This window comes from Bradyrhizobium sp. JYMT SZCCT0428 (genome assembly GCF_018131075.1).
GTDB lineage: Bacteria > Pseudomonadota > Alphaproteobacteria > Rhizobiales > Xanthobacteraceae > Bradyrhizobium.
This window is the reverse complement of the sequence record NZ_JAFCLS010000018.1, coordinates 96,438-116,926: the sequence shown is the minus strand read 5'-3', so window position 1 is coordinate 116,926 and position 20,489 is coordinate 96,438. Positions and strand designations below refer to the sequence as shown.

At 62.8% G+C, this 20,489-nt stretch carries 21 protein-coding genes; 13 read left to right on the top strand and 8 right to left on the bottom strand.

The features are described 5' to 3' along the window. Positions 1-66 precede the first annotated feature (66 nt). Positions 67-465, bottom strand: coding sequence for a helix-turn-helix domain-containing protein (locus JQ575_RS20120; protein WP_212034939.1), 399 nt, complete (start codon positions 463-465; stop codon positions 67-69). A gap of 96 nt (positions 466-561) precedes the next feature. Between JQ575_RS20120 and JQ575_RS20115 the strand changes: the two genes are divergently transcribed. Further along, positions 562-1,170, top strand: coding sequence for an FMN-dependent NADH-azoreductase (locus JQ575_RS20115; protein WP_212034938.1), 609 nt, complete (start codon positions 562-564; stop codon positions 1,168-1,170). A gap of 52 nt (positions 1,171-1,222) precedes the next feature. Here the strand turns inward: JQ575_RS20115 and JQ575_RS20110 are convergent, their stop codons facing one another. Next, positions 1,223-1,363 carry a hypothetical protein gene (locus JQ575_RS20110; protein WP_211996142.1) on the bottom strand — a complete coding sequence of 47 codons (141 nt, stop codon included), beginning with the start codon at positions 1,361-1,363 and terminating at the stop codon, positions 1,223-1,225. Between the two features lie 162 nt (positions 1,364-1,525). Next, entirely contained in the window at positions 1,526-2,299 is a 774-nt protein-coding gene (locus JQ575_RS20105; protein ID WP_212034937.1) for an SDR family NAD(P)-dependent oxidoreductase, read from the bottom strand. A gap of 98 nt (positions 2,300-2,397) precedes the next feature. Between JQ575_RS20105 and JQ575_RS20100 the strand changes: the two genes are divergently transcribed. Beyond that, entirely contained in the window at positions 2,398-2,883 is a 486-nt protein-coding gene (locus JQ575_RS20100; RefSeq protein ID WP_212034936.1) for a helix-turn-helix domain-containing protein, read from the top strand. A gap of 13 nt (positions 2,884-2,896) precedes the next feature. Here the strand turns inward: JQ575_RS20100 and JQ575_RS20095 are convergent, their stop codons facing one another. Next, positions 2,897-3,139 (bottom strand): hypothetical protein, encoded by a 243-nt coding sequence (locus JQ575_RS20095; protein WP_210337126.1) that lies wholly within the window; start codon positions 3,137-3,139, stop codon positions 2,897-2,899. A 239-nt stretch (positions 3,140-3,378) separates the two neighbouring features. Here JQ575_RS20095 and topA point away from each other — a divergent pair, with 239 nt between their 5' ends. The 6 genes from topA to rpmG all read left to right on the top strand — a co-directional run bounded on the left by topA (position 3,379) and on the right by rpmG (position 11,578). Continuing rightward, positions 3,379-6,138 carry a type I DNA topoisomerase gene (gene topA, locus JQ575_RS20090; RefSeq protein WP_212034935.1) on the top strand — a complete coding sequence of 920 codons (2,760 nt, stop codon included), beginning with the start codon at positions 3,379-3,381 and terminating at the stop codon, positions 6,136-6,138. Then, on the top strand, positions 6,139-8,475 hold the full coding sequence (gene rnr / locus JQ575_RS20085; RefSeq protein WP_212034934.1) for a ribonuclease R: 2,337 nt from the start codon (positions 6,139-6,141) through the stop codon (positions 8,473-8,475). Beyond that, entirely contained in the window at positions 8,463-8,903 is a 441-nt protein-coding gene (locus tag JQ575_RS20080; RefSeq protein WP_212034933.1) for a DUF983 domain-containing protein, read from the top strand. The genes rnr and JQ575_RS20080 overlap by 13 nt, the downstream gene beginning before the upstream one ends. 100 nt (positions 8,904-9,003) lie before the next feature. Then, positions 9,004-9,741 (top strand): NUDIX hydrolase, encoded by a 738-nt coding sequence (locus JQ575_RS20075; RefSeq protein ID WP_212034932.1) that lies wholly within the window; start codon positions 9,004-9,006, stop codon positions 9,739-9,741. Positions 9,742-9,958: 217 nt separating this feature from the next. Then, a complete protein-coding gene (locus tag JQ575_RS20070) occupies positions 9,959-11,284 on the top strand; it encodes an LLM class flavin-dependent oxidoreductase (RefSeq protein WP_212034931.1) in 1,326 nt (441 codons plus the stop codon). A 126-nt stretch (positions 11,285-11,410) separates the two neighbouring features. Then, positions 11,411-11,578, top strand: coding sequence for a 50S ribosomal protein L33 (gene rpmG, locus JQ575_RS20065; RefSeq protein ID WP_027537094.1), 168 nt, complete (start codon positions 11,411-11,413; stop codon positions 11,576-11,578). Between the two features lie 69 nt (positions 11,579-11,647). On the opposite strand, the gene JQ575_RS20060 is transcribed toward rpmG, so the two are convergent. Continuing rightward, positions 11,648-12,883 carry an MFS transporter gene (locus JQ575_RS20060; protein WP_212034930.1) on the bottom strand — a complete coding sequence of 412 codons (1,236 nt, stop codon included), beginning with the start codon at positions 12,881-12,883 and terminating at the stop codon, positions 11,648-11,650. Between the two features lie 134 nt (positions 12,884-13,017). Here JQ575_RS20060 and JQ575_RS20055 point away from each other — a divergent pair, with 134 nt between their 5' ends. Continuing rightward, positions 13,018-13,620, top strand: a complete 603-nt coding sequence (locus tag JQ575_RS20055; RefSeq protein WP_212034929.1) for a TetR/AcrR family transcriptional regulator — start codon at positions 13,018-13,020, stop codon at positions 13,618-13,620. A gap of 188 nt (positions 13,621-13,808) precedes the next feature. Further along, the gene (locus JQ575_RS20050; protein WP_249166769.1) at positions 13,809-15,014 is read left to right on the top strand and encodes a serine hydrolase; all 1,206 of its coding nucleotides are present in this window, start codon (positions 13,809-13,811) and stop codon (positions 15,012-15,014) included. 144 nt (positions 15,015-15,158) lie between these two features. Here JQ575_RS20050 and JQ575_RS20045 read toward each other — a convergent pair whose 3' ends face one another. Next, on the bottom strand, positions 15,159-16,535 hold the full coding sequence (locus JQ575_RS20045) for a PleD family two-component system response regulator (RefSeq protein ID WP_212034928.1): 1,377 nt from the start codon (positions 16,533-16,535) through the stop codon (positions 15,159-15,161). A gap of 15 nt (positions 16,536-16,550) precedes the next feature. Next, positions 16,551-16,916, bottom strand: coding sequence for a response regulator (locus JQ575_RS20040; RefSeq protein WP_027538546.1), 366 nt, complete (start codon positions 16,914-16,916; stop codon positions 16,551-16,553). Positions 16,917-17,182: 266 nt separating this feature from the next. On the opposite strand from JQ575_RS20040, the gene JQ575_RS20035 reads away from it, so the two are divergent. Both JQ575_RS20035 and JQ575_RS20030 read left to right on the top strand, forming a co-directional pair. Continuing rightward, a complete protein-coding gene (locus JQ575_RS20035; RefSeq protein WP_192734246.1) occupies positions 17,183-17,482 on the top strand; it encodes a DUF3572 domain-containing protein in 300 nt (99 codons plus the stop codon). After that, entirely contained in the window at positions 17,461-18,786 is a 1,326-nt protein-coding gene (locus JQ575_RS20030; protein WP_249166768.1) for a DNA polymerase IV, read from the top strand. Before JQ575_RS20035 ends, JQ575_RS20030 begins: the two co-directional genes overlap by 22 nt. 105 nt (positions 18,787-18,891) lie before the next feature. Here JQ575_RS20030 and JQ575_RS20025 read toward each other — a convergent pair whose 3' ends face one another. Next, positions 18,892-19,761 (bottom strand): cell envelope integrity EipB family protein, encoded by an 870-nt coding sequence (locus tag JQ575_RS20025; RefSeq protein WP_212034926.1) that lies wholly within the window; start codon positions 19,759-19,761, stop codon positions 18,892-18,894. Between the two features lie 249 nt (positions 19,762-20,010). On the opposite strand from JQ575_RS20025, the gene JQ575_RS20020 reads away from it, so the two are divergent. Then, complete coding sequence (locus JQ575_RS20020) at positions 20,011-20,478, top strand: RidA family protein (protein WP_209844031.1); 468 nt, start codon at positions 20,011-20,013, stop codon at positions 20,476-20,478. Positions 20,479-20,489: the final 11 nt, after the last annotated feature.

Here is a 20,489-nt window from a genome sequence, read left to right as displayed (position 1 = left end):
GGACGAGACACAAAATCGCGAAAACAACCCCATGCAAAGAAAGGGTATCATATAACCACTATTTAACTACTTGTCGTTACGCGCGTCGAAACTGGTGCGCGCGCCCTCGATTTCCGGCAGATGCGCGAACGCCCATTGGCCGAGCGCCTTGACCGGCTCCGCCAGCCCGCGGCCGAGATCGGTCAGTTCGTAATCAACCCGCGGCGGAATGGTCGGAAACACCGTGCGTGTGACCAGGCCGTCGCGCTCCAGTCCGCGCAGCGTCAGGGTCAGCATTCGCTGCGAGATACCGCCAATCACGCGCTTGAGCTCGTTGAAGCGCTGCGGCCCACCGATCAACTGCATGATCACGAACACGCTCCATTTGTCACCGACGCGGGCCAGCACCGAAGCCACCGCGCGGCAGTCGCCTGACGCATGTGGGCTCGGGGGCAAGGCAGGCACATTGATGTGCTCGGGTCTCATAGATGTGCTCGGGTTTCAAAAATGTGCGTTCTTGCGGCGTTCTAGGGCAGTCACTCATATAGCGCCAGTTACAAATCAATACCAAGGGTGACCCAAATGAAACTTCTGCATATCGACTCCAGCGTCCTCGGCCCCCACTCCGTCAGCCGCCAGGTTTCCGCCGCCATCGTGGACCGGCTGCGCCAATCCACCCCCGGCCTCGAGGTCACTTACCGCGACCTGACCCTGACGCCGCTGGCGCATCTGTCGGGCTCGCATCTCGCGGCCGGCCAGGGCGCCACGCCCGAGGCTTCGCTGCAGCCGGACCTCGCCGCCGGCCACGCGGTGCTGGAAGAGTTTTTGGCCGCCGACATCGTCGTGCTCGGGGCGCCCATGTACAATTTCACCATTCCGAGCCAGCTCAAGGCTTGGATCGACCGGATTTTGGTCGCGGGCAAGACGTTCAAATACGACGCGCAGGGCGTCGAAGGCCTGGCCGGCAACAAGCGCGTCATCGTCGCGATCTCGCGCGGCGGATATTACGGCCCCGGCACGCCGGCCGCCGTCGGCGAACATCTGGAGACCTATCTGCGCTGGGTGTTCGGGTTCATCGGCAACAAGAATCCGGAATTCATTTCGGCTGATGGCATCCAGGTCGGTCCCGAGCATCGCGAAAAAGCGGTCGCCGGCGCGCTGAAAGCCGCGGGCAGTCTGAACGCAGCCTGAGTTGATGCGCGAGCGGTTGCCGTCACCATGCGAGTGACGGCAGCCGCTCCAATCAGAAAACGCCGTTGATGCGGAGGATAACGACAATCAGGGAGAACAGCAGACCGACACCCGAAAACAGCGCGACTGAAACGAATTGCGCGGTGTCCGAATTTTCCGCCGGGGTCGAGGAGATGCCAGTGGTCTTCGGCACGACTGGGCTCACCGGTTCATGGTTGTCTACAAAGCTACTATCCTCGAAATCTCAAGCAGTTGCACGCATGGTTCAATGCGCGTTCTGGCTCAGCGCCAATCCGCCGCAGGGCGTGAGCCGGCCAGCGTCCCGCCGGCCGGCCTCGATATTGCTGGGATTGCCTCAGCCCCGATAAATCGGCGCGCCACTTGGCGAAGCCGTAGCACCCCCGTCGACGAACAATTCCTGCCCCTGGATATGCGCGGCATCGTCGGAGGCCAGGAACAGCACCGTCTTCGAAATATGATCGGGTTCACCGATGCGGCCGAGCGGCGTGGTGGCGCCGATGCGCTGCTCGAACGCCTTTTCGGCTTCGGGGGTCGCCAGTGCCGCGCCCCAGATCGGGGTTCGGATCGCACCCGGCGAGACCACGTTGACGCGGATATTGCGCGGCGACAGTTCGGACGCCATCACCCGCGCCATCGCGCGCACGCCGGCCTTGCTTGCCGCGTAGGCGGAATAGCCGGGATTGCCGAGCACCGAAATCACCGAGCCGTTCAGGATGATGGAGGCGCCGTCGTTGAGATGCGGCACCGCGGCCTGCACGGTGAAGAACACCGCCGTGATGTTGGTGCTGATGACCTTCTCAAAGGTCTCAAGCGTGGCTGATCCAAGCGGCGTGCCACCGGCAATGCCGGCATTGGCGAAGATGACGTCGAGCTTGCCGAATTTCCCAACCGCCTGCTTGATCGCAGCCTCGGTGGCGGCGATGTCGGTGGCGTCGGCGACGATCGCAAGCGCATTTGGCCCGAGTTCTTTGGCAGCCGCCTCCAGCGTCTCCTTGTTGCGCCCGGTGATGGCGACCCGCGCCCCCTCCGCCACGAACAGCTTGGCGGTCGCAAGTCCGATGCCGCTGTTTCCGCCAGTAATGAACGCCGTCTTGTTCGCCAGTCTCACGGGAGCCTCCGATGGTTGCATTATTAAACTAGATTGCTTTCTAGATCATCTGGTTTTATAATGCAACCACAAAGCCGTGATGTCATCCGGAGACTGCCATGGTGAAACGGACGAGTTTTGACAAGGACGATTGCCCGATCGCGCGCTCGCTGGACGCGATCGGCGACTGGTGGTCGCTGCTGATCATCCGCGAGGCGCTGTTCGGAAGCCGCCGCTTCGGCGAATTTCAGAAAAGTCTCGGGCTCGCCAAAAACATCCTCACCGTGCGCCTGCGCGCGCTGGTCGATCAGGGCATTCTCAAGCTGGCTCCCGCCTCCGATGGCAGCGCCTATCAGGAATATCTTTTGACGCCGAAAGGCCGCGGCGTGTTTCCGATCCTGGTAGCTCTGCGCCAGTGGAGCGAGGAATTCGACGACCATCCCGAGGAAATCACGACCATCCTGGTCGACAAGGAAAAGGGCCGCCCCGTTCGCAAGCTCGAACTCCATTCGCAAGATGGGCGGCTATTGACCGCGGCCGATACGGCGCTCAAACCGCGCCCGGACACCAAGCCATCACGGAAACTCAGGTCTATTTCGGCCTGAACGGACGCGCCGCCTACGACAGCTTGCGCTTGCTCCGCAGCCGCAGGTGCTCCTGGGCTTCCAGCAGCGCCATCCCGAGCAAATGGCTGAGGACCTCAAGCCGGTGGCGCTCGGCGAGTTTTGTCAATTCGGCAACGGTCTCCGCGATGAAGGCCACGGCCTCGTCGGGGCCGCCCTCCTCGCCTGATTCAACCGCTTGATATCGCCGATTACCGCCCGAAGCGGTGCGCTTCCGGCCGCCCCCTGCCTTGCTCAAATAAAATGACCCAATCCCATATAATATGGACGAGAAATAACCTCTTTGCGGGCGCAACTCTAGGGCGCAATCCGCAACTTCCTGTATATAAGTCCGGACGTCCAAGACCCCTTTCCGGCCCCCACTCAATATCTGTCGATTTGACAGGGGCCGCCTCACCACCCATGTTCGGGTCGAAACGGCGGCCGCGAGTCTCGCGGAACCGGCCTTAATCTTTTCCCGTAAGCCATTGGAATGACATGAATATCGTCATTGTGGAGTCGCCGGCGAAAGCCAAGACGATCAACAAATATTTGGGCGCCTCCTACGAGGTTCTGGCCTCGTTCGGCCATGTTCGCGACCTCCCCGCCAAGAACGGATCGGTCGATCCGGACGCAAATTTTCAGATGATCTGGGAGATCGACCCCAAGGCGGCCGGCCGGCTCAACGATATCGCCAAGGCCCTGAAGGGCGCCGACCGACTGATTCTCGCAACCGACCCTGATCGCGAGGGCGAAGCGATCTCCTGGCACGTGCTCGAAGTCCTGAAAGAGAAGCGCGCGATCAAGGATCACAAGATCGAGCGCGTGGTGTTCAACGCCATCACCAAGCAGGCGGTGACCGATGCGATGAAGTCGCCGCGCCAGATCGATGGCGCGCTGGTCGACGCCTATATGGCGCGCCGCGCGCTGGACTATCTGGTCGGCTTCACGCTGTCGCCGGTGCTGTGGCGCAAACTGCCGGGCGCCCGCTCGGCCGGCCGCGTGCAGTCGGTGGCGTTGCGGCTGGTTTGCGACCGCGAACTTGAAATCGAAAAATTCGTGCCCCGCGAATACTGGTCGCTGGTGGCCACCTTGACGACGCCGCGCGGCGACACGTTCGAAGCGCGGCTGGTCGGCGCCGACGGCAAGAAGATCCAGCGCCTCGACATCGGCACCGGCGCCGAAGCCGAAGACCTCAAAAAAGCGATCGAGGCCGCCAACTTCACGGTCTCGACCGTCGAAGCAAAACCCGCCCGCCGCAATCCGCAGGCCCCCTTCACCACCTCGACGCTGCAGCAGGAAGCCAGCCGCAAGCTCGGCTTCGCGCCGGCGCATACGATGCGGATCGCGCAGCGCCTGTATGAAGGCATCGATATCGGCGGCGAGACCACCGGTCTCATCACCTATATGCGTACCGACGGCGTGCAGATCGACGGCTCGGCCATTACCCAGGCCCGCAAGGTGATCGGCGAGGATTACGGCAACGCCTATGTCCCGGACGCGCCGCGCCAGTATGTCAGCAAGGCCAAGAACGCGCAGGAAGCGCATGAAGCGATTCGCCCGACCGATATGTCGCGCCGTCCGGCCGAAATGCGCCGGCGTCTCGATACCGATCAGGCCAAGCTCTATGAGCTGATCTGGATCCGCACCATCGCGAGCCAGATGGAATCCGCCGAACTGGAACGCACCACCGTCGATATCGCGGCCAAGGCTGGCTCACGCGTGCTGGACCTGCGCGCCAGCGGCCAGGTCGTGAAGTTCGACGGTTTCCTCGCCCTCTATCAGGAAGGCCGCGACGACGAGGAAGACGAGGATTCCCGTCGCCTCCCCGCAATGAGCGAGGGCGAAGCGTTGAAGCGGCAGGATCTCGCCGTCACCCAGCATTTCACTGAACCGCCGCCGCGCTTCTCCGAAGCGTCGCTGGTCAAGCGGATGGAAGAACTCGGCATCGGCCGGCCCTCGACCTACGCTTCCATCCTGCAGGTCCTGAAGGACCGCGGCTACGTCAAGCTCGAGAAGAAACGATTGCATGGCGAAGACAAGGGCCGCGTCGTGGTCGCGTTCCTGGAAAACTTCTTCGCGCGCTATGTAGAGTATGACTTCACCGCCAATCTGGAAGAACAGCTCGACCGCATCTCCAACAACGAGATTTCCTGGCAGGATGTGCTGAAGGAATTCTGGACCGGTTTCGCCGGTGCAGTCAGCGACATCAAGGATATTCGCGTCTCTGAGGTGCTCGATGCGCTCGACGACATGCTGGGCCCGCACATCTATCCGCCTCGCGCTGACGGAGGCGATGTCCGGCAGTGCCCGACCTGCGGCACCGGCAGGCTCAACCTGAAGGCTGGAAAGTTCGGCGCCTTTGTCGGCTGCTCGAATTATCCGGAATGCCGTCACACCCGTCCGCTTGCCGCTGACAGCGAGGCCAGCGCCGACCGCGTCCTCGGCAAGGATCCCGAGACCGATCTCGACGTCACGGTGAAGGCCGGACGCTTCGGTCCCTATATCCAGCTCGGCGAGCAGAAGGATTATGCCGAGGGCGAAAAGCCCAAGCGCGCCGGTATTCCGAAAGGCTCCTCGCCCGGCGATATGGAGCTTGAGCTTGCGCTAAAACTGCTGTCGTTGCCGCGCGAGATCGGCAAGCATCCCGAGACTGGCGAGCCGATCACCGCCGGCATCGGCCGCTTCGGTCCGTTCGTGCGCCATGAAAAGACCTATGCGAGCCTGGAGGCCGGCGACGAGGTGTTCGACATCGGCCTCAATCGCGCGGTGACGCTGATCGCCGAAAAGATCTTGAAGGGTCCGAGCGGCCGCCGCTTCGGCGCCGATCCGGGCAGGCCGATCGGTGAGCACCCGAGTCTGGGCGGTGTCGCCGTGAAGAACGGCCGCTACGGCGCTTACGTGACCGCCGGCGGCGTCAACGCCACCATCCCGAGCGACAAGACGCCGGATACGATTACGCTCGCCGAAGCCATCGCGCTGATCGACGAACGCGCCGCCAAGGGCGGCGGCAAGCCGAAGCGTGGCGCCAAGAAAGCCGCACCGAAGAAGGCCGCCAAGGCCAAGGCGCCCGTTGATCCAGACGCGCCAAAACCCGCCAAGAAGGCCGCGGTGAAGAAGGCCCCGGCGAAACCGAAATCGGAAGCCGTCAGCAAGGCGCGCGCGCCGGTCGCGTCGGCGGCAAAGACCTCAGCAGCAAAGCCTGCAGCAGCACCCAAAACGCCTGCGAAAAAGAGCGCGGGCAAGGCCCGGGGATAAGTGAAGAGAAAACACGACAATGGCTTTCCGGCCCGGGACGCCATCGTTGCCTTCATCCGTGCGAATCCAGGCAAGATCGGCACCCGCGAGATCGCCCGCGAGTTCGGTCTGAAGAATGCCGACCGCGTCGAGCTGAAGCGAATCCTGCGCGAACTCGCTGACGAAGGCACCATCGCCAAGCGCGGCCGCAAGGTTCTCGAGCCCGCCGCCCTGCCGCCGACCGTGATGGCCGATATCACCGGCCGCGATACCGACGGCGAACTGCTCGCCACGCCAACCGAATGGGATGAAGAGGAGTTTGGCGCGGCACCGAAGATCCGCATTCACGTCCCGCGCCGCCCGCAGCCGGGCACCGCCGCCGGGGTCGGCGACCGGGCGCTGCTGCGCGTCGAGAAGACCGACGACACCGCTGGCACGCCCTATCGCGGACGCGTCATCAAGGTCATCGACCACGCCCGCACCCGCCTGCTCGGCATTTTTCGGAAGCTGCCCAATGGCGGCGGAAGGATGATCCCTGTCGACAAGAAGCAGGCCGGGCGCGAGTTGAACATCGCAAGCTCAGATACCGGCGGCGCCGAGGATGGCGACCTCATCAGCGTCGATCTGGTGCGCACGCGCGGCTACGGGCTGGCGTCGGGCAAGGTAAAGGAGCGGCTCGGCTCGCTCGCAACCGAGAAAGCGGTCAGCCTGATCGCGATCCACGCCCACGATATTCCGCAGGCCTTCACCCCATCAGCATTGCGCGAAGCCGAGGACGCAAAGCCGGCAATTTTGAAGGGCCGCGAGGACTGGCGCGAGCTGCCGCTCGTGACCATCGATCCCCCCGACGCCAAGGACCATGACGACGCGGTCCATGCCGCGCCCGATGACGATCCGAACAACAAGGGCGGCTACATCGTCCATGTCGCCATCGCCGATGTCGCGTTCTATGTGCGGCCAGGCTCGGCGCTCGATCGCGACGCGCTGACGCGTGGCAACTCGGTGTATTTCCCGGACCGCGTGGTGCCGATGCTGCCCGAGCGCATCTCCAACGATCTGTGCTCGCTGGTGCCGGGCGAGCCGCGCGGCGCGCTCGCGGTGCGGATGGTGATCGGCCCTGACGGCCGCAAGCGCTCGCACAGCTTTCATCGCCTGCTGATGCGCTCGGCCGCCAAGCTGAACTATGCGCAGGCGCAGGCCGCGATCGACGGCCGCCCCGACGATACGACTAGTCCCCTGTTCGAACCGATCCTCAAACCGCTCTATGCGGCGTATGCATTGGTAAAACTGGCGCGCGACGAACGCGATCCGCTGGACCTGGATTTGCCGGAACGAAAAATCCTGCTCAAGCCTGACGGCACCGTCGATCGCGTCATCGTGCCGGAGCGGCTGGATGCGCACCGGCTGATCGAGGAGTTCATGATCCTCGCCAATGTCGCCGCCGCCGAAATGCTGGAGAAGAAGGCGCTGCCGCTGATCTACCGCGTGCATGACGAGCCAAGCCAGGAGAAGGTCCATAACCTCCAGGAATTTTTGAAAACGCTCGACCTGCCATTTGCGAAAGCCGGCGCATTGCGCCCTGCTTTGTTCAATCGCGTGCTGGGCCAGGTCCGCGGCGAGGATTATGAGCCGCTGGTCAATGAAGTGGTGCTGCGCTCGCAGGCGCAGGCGGAATATTCCGCCGAGAATTACGGCCATTTCGGCCTCAACCTGCGGCGCTATGCGCATTTCACCTCGCCGATCAGGCGATATGCCGATCTGATCGTGCATCGCGCGCTGATCCGCGCGCTCGGCCTCGGCGAAGGCGCGCTGCCGGACACCGAAACGCTGGAAACGCTGAGCGAAGTCGCCGCACAGATATCGGTCACCGAACGCCGCGCCATGAAGGCCGAACGCGAGACCGCCGACCGACTGATCGCGCATTTCCTCGCCGATCGCATCGGCGCGACGTTCCAGGGCCGCATTTCCGGCGTTACCCGCGCCGGGCTGTTCGTGAAGTTGTCTGATACCGGCGCCGACGGGCTGATCCCGATCCGCACGCTCGGAACAGAATATTTCAACTATGACGAGACGCGGCACGCGCTCGTCGGCTCACGCAGCGGTGCCATGCACCGGCTGGGGGACGTTGTCGACGTACGTCTGGTAGAAGCAGCACCAGTAGCTGGCGCGCTGCGGTTCGAGTTACTATCTGAAGGCAAGGTCATTCCGCGCGGCAGAAAACAGGGCGGCCGCCGCGAAGGTTCAAAAGCCCCGGTCACGCCATCGAAGACGCGTCCGGGCCGTAGCCCGCATCCGAAGGATCGCAAGGGCAAAGCCACGCCCGGCAAATCGAAGAGAGGCAAGTCATGGAAACGGTGAGCCCCGCGACGACAGTCTGGACCAGGGAATCCGTGAAGGGCGAAAAGCGTGATCTCTGGACCGCGATGAAGCGCGGCTTCATGTGCCGCTGCCCGCGTTGCGGCGAAGGCAAGCTGTTTCGGGCGTTTCTGAAGGTCGACGACCACTGCAAGACCTGCGGGCTCGATTACACGCCGCACCGCGCCGATGATTTGCCGGCCTACCTCGTGATCGTCATTGTCGGCCACATCGTGGTACCGGTCGTACTGTGGGTGGAAACCAATTATTCACCGGCGATCTGGCTGCAGATGGCGATCTATTTGCCCTTCACCTTCCTCTCGTCGCTGTTGCTTCTGCAACCGGTCAAAGGCGCCGTGGTCGGTTTCCAATGGGCGCTGCGCATGCATGGCTTTGACGAAAATGCCCCTAGCGACATTCCTCCCGTCTAGCGTCTTATTTTGACGCGTTTTCTTCACGCGAACCGGTATCCACTTCGCTCGAAAACGCAATGCCTAAACCAAAAACAACAAGAGACTGAACGGGGATGGAATGACCGAAGCAGCGCCTGCAATCGTCGAAGGAAAAGAAGCCGATCACCATCCCTACTTCCGACCGAAGGACGCCGCGACGCTGATCCTGATCGATCGGAGCGGCGACAAGCCGAAGGTGCTGGTCGGCAAACGCCACGACAATGTGGTGTTCATGCCTGGCAAGTACGTTTTCCCCGGCGGCCGCGTCGACAAGGCTGACAACCGCATTCCCGTTGCCGCACCCATCACCGGCGAGCTCGAAGCCAATCTGCTCAAGGGCAGCCCGAAGATCGCGCCGTCGCGCGCACGTGCGCTGGCGGTAGCGGCGATCCGTGAAGCCTGCGAGGAAACCGGTCTCTGCCTCGGCCGCAAAGTCGAAAAGCCCGTGAAACTCGAAGGCGCCTGGCAGCCGTTCTCGGATGCCGGCCTGCTGCCCGATCCGTCCAGCCTGTTCCTGATTGCACGCGCGATCACGCCGCCCGGCCGCGTCCGCCGTTTCGACACCCGCTTCTTCACTGCCGACGCATCCGCCATCGCCCACAAGGTCGAGGGCGTGATCCACGCCGATGCCGAACTCGTAGAGCTGGTCTGGGTCGAGATCGGCTCCAAACCGCTCGCCGATGCGCATGCCATGACCAAGAACGTGCTCGCCGAACTCGACCGCCGCCTTGCCACCGGCCCGCTGCGCCACGACGCACCGGTGCCGTTCTTCCATTTCTACGGCGGCAAGATGCAAAAGGACGTGCTGGGGGCGTAGGGCCTCCCGGCTCGTTTCACTCACCGTCATTCCGGGGCATCGCGCAGCGATGAACCCGGAATCTCGAGATTCCGGGTCTGCGCTTCGCGCATCCCGGAATGACGATCATGTTGAGCACCCGCATAAAAACAAAAAAATCTTCTGCCGGCCGCCGATGGCGCGGCCTTCGCCCATGCCTATCTCTTCCGGCAACACCAACGAACACGGAAACGGGGCGATGGCACAGCGGCAACTCAAGCTCGGCGCGTTCATGCGGCCGGTCTCTATCCACACCGGCGCGTGGCGCTATCCCGGCGCATGGCCCGATGCCAATTTCAATTTCCCGCATATCAAGAAACTGATCCAGAAACTGGAAGCCGGCAAATTCGACGCCTTCTTCATGGCCGACCATCTGGCCGTGCTGAACATGCCGGTCAATGCGCTCAAGCGCAGCCACACCGTGACCTCGTTCGAACCGTTCACGCTGTTGTCGGCGCTGGCCGGCGCCACCGAACATATCGGCCTGATCGCGACCGGATCGACCACGTTCGACGAGCCCTATCACGTCGCGCGGCGCTTCGCTTCGCTCGACCACATCAGCAATGGGCGCGCGGGGTGGAATATCGTCACCACGTCCAATCCGGACGCCGCGCTAAATTTCGGGCTCGACGATCACATGGAGCACGCCGAGCGCTACAAGCGGGCGCGCGAATTCTATGACGTCGTTACCGGCCTGTGGGATTCCTTTGCCGACGACGCTTTTGTGCGCGACGTCGAATCCGGACTCTATTTCGATCCCGCCAAAATGCACGTGCTCAACCACAAGGGAAAATATCTGAGCGTGCGCGGGCCGCTCAACATCGCCCGCCCCGTGCAGGGCTGGCCGCTGATCGTGCAGGCCGGCGCCTCCGACGACGGCCGGCAACTCGCTGCCGAGACCGCAGAGGCCGTGTTCACCGGCGGCGGCTCTCTCGCCGATGCCCAAAAACTCTACGCCGACATCAAGGGCCGGATGGAAAAATTTGGCCGTAACCCCGAGCATCTCGTCATCCTGCCGGGTGCATTCGTCGTGGTCGGCGACAGCGTCGATGAGGCAAAAGAGAAGCGCGCAAAGCTCGACAGCATGGTGCATTACGACAGCGCCATCGCCTCGCTGTCGGTCCAGCTCGGCACCGACGCCTCCGGTTTCGATCCCGACGGCCAATTGCCTGACATCCCCGAGACCAACGCCAGCAAGAGCGGCCGCCAGCGCCTGGTCGACGTCGCGGCGCGCGACAAGCTTACCGTGCGTCAGCTCGCCCAGCGCGTCGGCGGCTATGGCGGGCTCTCCTTCGTCGGCACGGCCGTGACCATCGCCGACCAGATGGAGGAATGGCTGGTGAGCCGCGGCAGCGACGGTTTCAACATCATGTTCCCGTTCCTGCCCGCCGGGCTCGACGATTTCGTCGACAAGGTGGTGCCGGAACTGCAGAAACGCGGGATTTTCCGTAAGGAATATGAAGGCCGGACCCTGCGGGAGAATTTGGGGCTGCCGAGGCCGAAAAACCGCTTCTTTGAGGGTTAATTACCCTGATTCATGCAGGTTTCCGGCCTGAAAACCTTGACTTTGGGCGATCAGAAGCTAGGTTGCCGCACAAATGCGGGCCGATTTGGCCGGCACCCGATTTTCACACATCAAGGGTTCTGAACAATGGCCAAAGCGGTCACCATCAAGGTCAAGCTCGTTTCCACGGCGGACACCGGCTTCTACTACGTCGCCAAGAAGAACTCGCGCACCATGACCGACAAGCTGGTCAAGAAGAAGTACGATCCGGTCGCGCGCAAGCACGTTGAGTTCAAGGAATCGAAGATCAAGTAAGCGTTCGAAGAGCGCTGCTTTATGACTCGAACGGGGCCTCGCGGCCCCGTTTTTGATTCTGTGAGTGCTCTAAGCCGCCTGCATCTGTCGTGGCGGCTCGCTTGGCCTGATCAGCGCGAACGCCACCTGTATGATTCCGCCCGCAAGGCCCAGCGCGACACCGATCCGCCACGCCATGGTGTAGGAGCCGAGCTGGTCGTAGATCAGCCCTCCGCCGTAAGCGCCGAGGAACGAGCCGATCTGGTGGCTCATGAAGGCGAGGCCCTGAATCATCGCCTGCCATTTCAGGCCGAACATTTCAGCGACGGCGCCCGCCACCAGCGGGCCGACGCCCATCCAGAGGAAGCCCATGATCGCGCCGAACAACAGCGTGGTCGCCGGCGTTGCCGGCAGCATGAAGTACCAGGCGAGCGCGATCGAGCGGAAAATGTAGATGCCGCCGAGCAGCGCCAGCTTGTTCCAGCGCTGGCCGGCCCAGCCGAAGAACAGGCTGCCCAGCACGTTGAAGCCGCCGATCATGCCGAGCGTCTGCGCGCTCAACATCGGATCGAGGCCGCAGATCAAAAGATAGGACGGCAGATGCGTGGTGAGAAACACGAGCTGCATGCCGCAGACGAAATAGGCGCAGGTCATCACTGCGAATGATGCGTTGCCGAACGCGATCTTTGCGGCGGTTGCGGCCGAAGCGTCGCCGATGTCGTCGGTGGCCTTGGGCGGCAGCGGGATCTTGTCGGCCCTGCCTGCGTACCAGGCCGCCGGCAGCATGAACAGCGACAGGATCACAAAGCCGGCGACGCCGACGCGCCAGCCGAAACCTTCATTCAACAGCTGCCCGATCGGCGCCGACACCAATGCGCCGAGTGATCCCGCCGCCGAGACCATGCCCATCACGGTGCTGCGCACGGTGGCCGGTACCGCGCGCGCCGCCACCGACATCGCGATCGCATTAGCGGTGCAGGCGAGCGAGGCGCCGATCAGCACGCCCGCGCCGATCAGGATCGGGATCATCCCGTGCGCAGTCGCCATCAGGGCCAGGCCGACGATGTACATCAGCGTGCCCACGATCATGATCGGGCGGAAGCCGTAGCGCACCGTCATGGCGCCGGCGATCGGCTGCAGGAAGCCCCAGGCGAGGTTTTGCACGGCCAGCGCCAACGTGAAATCCGACACCGAAATGCCGATGTCCTTCGTCAGCGGCTGCATAAAAATACCAAAACTCTGCCGCAGGCCCATGCTCAGGGTCAGCATGACAGAGGCGCCGATCAGGATCGGGAGGGTTGGACGCAGGATTTGCAGCAGGGTCATTGTTTTTATTCTCCCTATCGGCCGCGATGCAAAAGCCGCGTCCTGCGTTTGCGGTCTGATTTAGGTACACAGACCTGTGTAACAAGGCTATAAGGGCCGTCTGCTGTCAAGGCTGAAGGATATCGCGCACGCGCATGGCACCCCTGCCCGCCAAACCGGACATGAAAGACCGGATTCTCGAAACCGCGGATAGGCTGTTCTATCTGCAGGGGATTCGCGCTGTCGGCGTCGATACGATCGCGGCCGAAATCGGCATCAGCAAGCGCACGCTGTACAACCACTTCCCATCCAAGGATGCGTTGATCTCGGCCTATCTGGCACGCCGCTTCGTGCAGCCGCGCCCGTCCGAGAAGCCGCCGGTCGAACAGATTCTCGGCACCTTCGATGCGCTGGAGCGGCGCTTTGCAGCCAAGGATTTTCGCGGCTGCCCGTTCGTCAACGCGGTCGCCGAACTCGGCAGCGAGGATAAATCCGTCCGCAAGATCGCAATCGCGTTCAAGGAAAGCCGTCGTCTCTGGTTTCGCGATCTGCTGGTGCAGCTCGGCGTGCCCGACGCGGAAGGCCTAGCCACGCAGCTCGCGTTGCTGGTCGACGGCTCGATCGCGCAGGATCTGGTGCGCAACGATCCGGCGATGGCGCGCGCGGCAAAAGCGGCTGCAACGGTGCTGCTGGCGAATGCCGGGGTGCAGGTCGGTGACGGCGGGGCCGCGCAAAAGCCACAAGCCAAAACGCGGTGAGATGCCCACTCTCCATCGTCGTCCCCGCGAACGCTCAGATGCGCAACTGCGCATCGGGGGACCCATACGCCGTGGCCTTTCGATGGGGCGATGTGGTAGCTACCTTCGCTACAATCAAAGCCGGTGGTTATGGGCCCCTGCGTTCGCAGGGACGACAGCAGACCAAACGGCGCAAGCAAGGAAACACCATGGAAGACTTGACGGTGACCGCGAAGGGTTACGACTTCAAACCGGCCCACGCTGCCATGCAGCGCTATATCGACAACAATCTGCTGTCCGGCATCTCCTGGGCTGTCATGGTCGGCCGCGATCTGGTTGATGTCAATTGCGTCGGCTGGGCCGACAAGGAAGCGCAGACGCCGCTACGCCCAGACCATATCTTTCGGATTTTTTCCAACACCAAGCTGATCACTTCCTGCGCTGCATTGCTGCTGTTCGAGGAAGGCAAATTCCGGCTCGATGACCCGATCGAGAAGTATATTCCGCAGCTTGGAAATCGAAAGGTGTTACGCTCTGGCGCAACTTCGCTCGATGACACCGAGCCGGCGAAGAGTTCGATCACCATCCGGCAACTCCTGAGCCACAGCTCCGGTCTGAGCTACGGGTTTTTCGATCCCGGCACCACGATCTTCAAGGCGCTCAACGAGCGCGGCGTCCACAACCCGATGACGACGCTGGCCCAGATGGTCGATGTGCTGGCGGACCTGCCGCTGATCTATCAGCCGGGGACGTCCTGGGAATACTCGCTTGCGATCGACGTGGTGGCGCGGCTGGTGGAAGTCATCAGCGGCCAGAGCTTCGACAAGTTCATCCAGGCGCGGATTCTTGATCCACTGGGCATGGTCGACACCGGTTTCGTCGTGCCGGAAAAGGATCAGGGGCGGCTGGTCGCGTACTACGCCGGCGCCGACATGATGGAGCCGATGAAGCCGGGCCTGACGCGAACCGATAATGCGCCCTTCCCCGGCGCCTACCTGCGTCCCATTGCGAGGCTCAATGGCGGCGGCGGCCTGGTCTCTACGATGCCCGACATGGTCGCGTTGATCCGAAGCCTGCTGCCTGGCGGCCGAACGCTGCTCAAGCCGGAAACGATTGCACAGATGATGACCAACCAGCTGCCCGACGGCCAATGGATCCGCTTTGCGCTGATGGGCGAACAGGTCGGCAAGGCACATACGCTGGCCGGCGGCCTGATCGTCAATCCGACGCCGTTCGACCACCCCGATGCTTCGGGCGAGCTCTATTGGGGCGGCGTCGCCGGCACGCAATGGTGGATTTCACCGCGCCATAACATGGCCGGCGTGATGATGGCACAGCGGCAGATGGCGTTCGTCCATCCGTTCTCGTTCGAGTTCAAGCGAATGGCGTATGACGCGGTGAAGCGCGGGCGGTAGAGCCTATCGCCTAAGACAACCAATCGTCGTCCCTGCGAACGCAGGGACCCATAGCCACCGGCGGATTTTTTGGGAAAGGTGTCCGCCACCCTGCTCTAACGAGAGATCACGCGGTATGGGTCCCTGCGTTCGCAGGGACGACACTTACGCCGCCGCCGAAACCACGACTCTGTTTCGTCCATCGTGCTTGGCGCGATACAGCGCCGTGTCGGCGCGCTTGAGCACGTCGGCGACCGGCTCGCCCTTGCGCTCCAGCGTGGACAGGCCGATCGAGACCGTGACCTCGATGCGCTTGGTGCCCTTGGCGATAGCGAACGTCTCGTTCACGATCGAACGGCGCAGCCGCTCCGCCACCATGCCCGCGACATGCAGGTCGGTCTCCGGCATCACGATGACGAACTCCTCGCCGCCATAGCGGCAGGCGAGATCGATGCCGCGGATCGACTTGCGGATGCGCACCGCGAATTCGCGCAGTACGTCGTCGCCGCCGTCGTGGCCGTAATTGTCGTTGATGGCCTTGAAGAAATCGATGTCGAGGATCATCAGCGCCAGCGGCTTGCCGCGGCTCGAGGCCTGCTCGGCGAGCGTCGCCAGATGGCTTTCCATGTAGCGGCGGTTATGGAGGCCAGTAAGCGCGTCGGTGATCGCCATTTCGATCGAGTTCTGCACGTTGTCGCGCAGATGATCGGTATAGCGGCGCCGGCGGATCTGGGTGCGCGCGCGCGCCAAAAGTTCGTTCTTGTCGACCGGGCGCAGCAGATAGTCGTTGACGCCGATCTCGAGCCCGCGGAGCAGCCGCGCATTGTTGTCGGCATCGGAGATCGCCAGTATCGGCACCTGCCGGGTCCGCTCCAGCGAGCGCGCCTGGCTGCACAGCCGCAAGCCGTCGTAGTTTTCGAGACTGAGGGATACGATCAGCAGATCGTAATTGCCTTCGGCGGCATGAAACAGCGCTTCGGCCGGATTGGCCTCGACATCGACGGTGTGCTCGGCGGAAAGCAGCGGTGCCAGCCGCTCGTAGGATGACGGGCGGTCGTCGACCAACAGGATGCGCCCGCCGACGCCCTTGTCGGCCACGGCGGTGCGCTCGGGCGCTTCCATGCCGATTTCCAGCGAGGTGATGGCGCGCATGCGCAGCTCATCGGTCATCATCTTCAGCCGCGTCAGCGAGCGCACGCGCGCGATCAGCACCACGTCGGACACCGGCTTGGTCAGGAAATCGTCGGCGCCGGCCTCCAGGCCGCGCACGCGGTCGGCCGGGCTGTCGAGCGCGGTGACGATCACGACTGGAATGAAATGCGTGGCCGGGTTGGACTTCAGCCGGCGGCAGACCTCAAAACCGTCCATGTCAGGCATCATGACGTCGAGCAGGATGATGTCGCATTCTGCGCGCGAACAGACATCCAGCGCCTCGGCACCGTTGGTGGCGGTCAGCACATCGAAATACTCGGCCGACAGACGGGCTTCCAACAGCTTGACGTTGGCGGGAACATCATCGACGACCAGGATACGCGCAGACATCGAAACTCACTCCCACTACCCAATAAAACGCCGTACTGTCTCAATAAACTTGCCGACCGAAATTGGTTTGGACAGATACGCTTCGCAGCCGCCTTCGCGGATGCGTTCCTCGTCGCCCTTCATGGCGAATGCCGTCACCGCAACGACCGGAATCGCGCGCAGTTCCGGATCGTCCTTGATCCAGCGCGTCACCTCGAGACCCGACACCTGCGGCAGCTGAATATCCATCAGGATCAGATCGGGGCGCAGCTTGCGAACGAGATCGAGCGCCTCGAAGCCATTGCTGGTGCCGGAGGTCTGATAGCCATGCGCTTCCAACAGGTCGCGAAAGAGCTTCATGTTGAGCTCGTTGTCCTCCACGATCAGGACGGTTTTGGCCATCCCGTCCCTCCCTCGTCCCAAGAACTGGTTTCCAGAACAGGCCCGGCCTTGGGGTGCTTCCGCACCGCCTTTCCGGGCTTGTAGAAAAGTGAAATCAAACTAGCGCCAGATTCGCTCTAACCCGTTAAATCCGAGTCCTGTTTTTCTACTAACAAGTGCCATCTTTTCGCGTAGCGGTTTCCACTTGCTTGAACACATTCCGCAGACTCGGGCATGATGGCCGTCAAACTAGACACCATAAGTTAACGGAAAGGCAAACCCGTCTGTTGAAAAAGCCTGTTCACAACCCCCGGGAAGTAGCTGAAATCGTTGCGGTTCAGGCGCTGTCCTTCATTGCGTCCGATCCGGAGCGGCTGGGCCTGTTTCTGGCCGAGAGCGGTTTGGGCCCGGAGACGCTCCGGACGGCTGCCGCCGACCCCCAATTTCTGGCCAGCGTGCTGGATTTCGTGATGCGCGATGACGCAACCGTGAAGGCGTTTGCGGCTGCCTCCGAGCTCCATCCGACCAACATCGCCGCCGCCCGTCAGGTGCTCGGCGACCCGCATTGGGAGCGCGACGTGCCGTGAGCGCGCTCGCGCAGGCAGGCGACGGTCCGCGCTGTTTTTGCCGGGATTGCCTCGGCGACCTCGACATCAAGGCCAGGCGGTGCGGCGAGTGCGGCTCCCCCCGCCTGATTCGCCACCATGCGTTGCCGTCGCTCGCGATGGCGCACATTGATTGCGACGCCTTCTATGCCACCGTAGAGAAGCGCGACAATCCAGAGATCGCCGACAAGCCGGTCATCATCGGCGGCGGCAAGCGCGGCGTGGTGTCGGCTGCCTGCTACATTTCGCGGACGTTCGGCGTCCGCTCGGCGATGCCGATGTTCAAGGCGCTGGCGCTCTGTCCCGCGGCGATCGTGATTCGGCCGGACATGGCCAAATATGTCCGGGTCGGCCGCGAGGTGCGCCACGCCATGCAGACGCTGACGCCGCTGGTCGAGCCGCTGTCGATCGACGAGGCGTTTCTCGACCTGTCCGGCACCCAGCGCGTCCACGGCATGATTCCCGCAAAAGTGCTGGCGCGCTTCGCCCGTGACGTCGAGCGCGACATCGGCATCACGGTCTCCGTCGGCCTGTCCTGCAACAAGTTCCTCGCCAAGATCGCCTCCGATCTCGACAAGCCGCGCGGCTTTGCCGCCCTCGACCAGGCCGAAGCCCGCGAGATGCTCGCCGACAGGCCGGTCGGCTTCATCTACGGCGTCGGCCCCGCGACCCAGGAAAAGCTGCTGCAGCGCGGTTTTCGCACCATCGCGGATCTGCAGCGCGCCGACGAGGTCGATCTGATGAAGCAGTTCGCCGGCGAAGGCCGCAGGCTGTGGCGGCTGGCGCGCGGCATCGACGACCGCCTGGTGGTGCCCGATCGCGGCGCCAAGACCATTTCGAACGAGACCACCTTCGATAATGACATCCGCGATTTCGCGACGCTGGAGCGAACGCTGTGGCGGCTGTCGGAGAAGGTGTCGTCGCGCCTCAAAAGCAGCAACCTTTCCGGATTGACCATCACGCTGAAATTGAAGACCGCCGATTTCAGGCAGCGCACCCGCTCGCAATCGATCCAGGCGCCGACGCAACTGGCGGCAAAGATCTTTGCGGTGTCCCGTGAATTGCTGGCGAAGGAGATCGACGGCACCGCCTTTCGCCTGATGGGCACCGGCGTCAGCGCGCTGCGCGCAGGCTCGCAGGCCGACGACACCGACATGCTGGATCGCCGCTCGGCCCACGCCGAACGCGCCATGGATGATCTGAGGAAGAAGTTCGGCAATGCGGCCGTGATCAGGGGGATTGCGTATCGGGGGCCGGAAAAGGATGAGGAGGAAGAGGAGGAGTAGTAACTCCACCGCCGTCATTCCGGGGCGATGCGCAGCATCGAACCCGGAATCTCGAGATTCCGGGTTCGCGCCAATGCGCGCCCCGGAATGACGGGCTTTCGCCCGTCACTTACAAGGCTTGGAATCCCTGACGTCAAACTTCCCCATCGCGCCGGAAATGACAAAGTCATTGTAATCCAGCATCAGCGCGCGGGAGACGCCGTTCTCGAACAGTTCGAACGACATCGCATAAACCGGCGTCTGCTCGCCGTCCTTGGCCTTGGCGTCGCGGTCGTAATAGCTCACGGTGACCGGCCAGCGCGTCAGCGATTTCATCTGGTCGTTCGCGGTAGAGGGATCGGGGGAAGCGATGGTCTTGGTTCCGGGAATTGGCTGCCCGATCACCGACAGCGTGTTGTAGACCTTCTCGCCATTATCCGAGCCGTCATAGACCATCAGTTCCAGCACCGACTTGCCTTCGCGGGCAGCCGCAATGATGAGCTGGATCTGCTCGGTCGGGAACACGATCTTGCCTTCGAGGTTGAACGTCTTCGCCACCGGCTGCTTCAGCTTGACCGTGATGTGATCGCCGGTCCGCTCGGCAACGCCGTCGACCGGGGCGGATTCCGTATCGTTCATCCGCGTGTCGATCTTGAAGCGGTAGCTCTTGCCCGCCGCATCCTCCCAGGAGGTCGAGCGCAAATCGCTGAGCGTCAGCTTGCCCTCGCCGCTGTCGAGCTCCGACACCTGCCTGAATTCGGACGTGTAGCCCTCGCAGGCGCTGCCGGAGAAATTGTAGAGGATGCGCCCGCGCGCGCCGCTGATGGCGTTGGAGCCGCGCGACTTGACCAGGTTGAGTTCGTAGAGTGCCTGATGGGCAAGGAATGGCCCGCTTGCGGCTGACAGCGCTGGCCCAACCTGGAAAACCGATCCTGTTGCAACGGCTGCGATTGTCAGCACCCAAGCACGAGGCGGAATCCGGAACGGTCGAGCCATGTGTTCTCCTTGTGAAGCGGAAGATTCGATACATTACTGTCCGCCCTATTGCGTCGCAACTAGGGCGGTGTCACGAAATCGCAGGAATTTGACGCCGGAATGCCACGTTTTCCGGCCTGTTTCTCGGAATTGCCGCCGCTTGCGGGTGCCTGCCTCCAATCCACCCTCGCTTGCAACCTCGAACGCGATGCGCGAAACAATGCGGACCTGAAAAGGTTCAGGTGTGGTCAATTCAAACGGGGACGAAACATGGCGGGCACGGTCGAACAGAAGCTGGCGGCACAAGGTATCACCTTGCCTGAGCCCCGCGCCGCCATGGCGAACTATGTCGGCTTCGTCCGCACCGGAAACCTGCTGTTCGTCTCCGGCCAGGTTTGCGCCAATGCCGAAGGCAAGCTGATCGCCAAGGGCAAGCTCGGCGCAGGCGTCACCACCGAACAGGGCTATGCCGCCGCACAGGGCTGCGCCGTCAATCTGCTGGCGCAGATCAAAGCCGCGCTCGGCGATCTCGACAAGGTGGTGCGCGTGGTCCGGCTCGGCGGCTTCGTCAACTCGGCGCCGGATTATTTCGACGGCCCGAAGGTGCTCAACGGCGCGTCCGACCTGATGGTCACGGCCTTCGGCGACAAAGGCCGCCATGCCCGCACCACAGTCGGCGTCTCTTCCCTTCCCTCCGATGCGGCGGTCGAAGTCGACGGCGTGTTCGAGGTCTCCTGAAAGCAGACGCG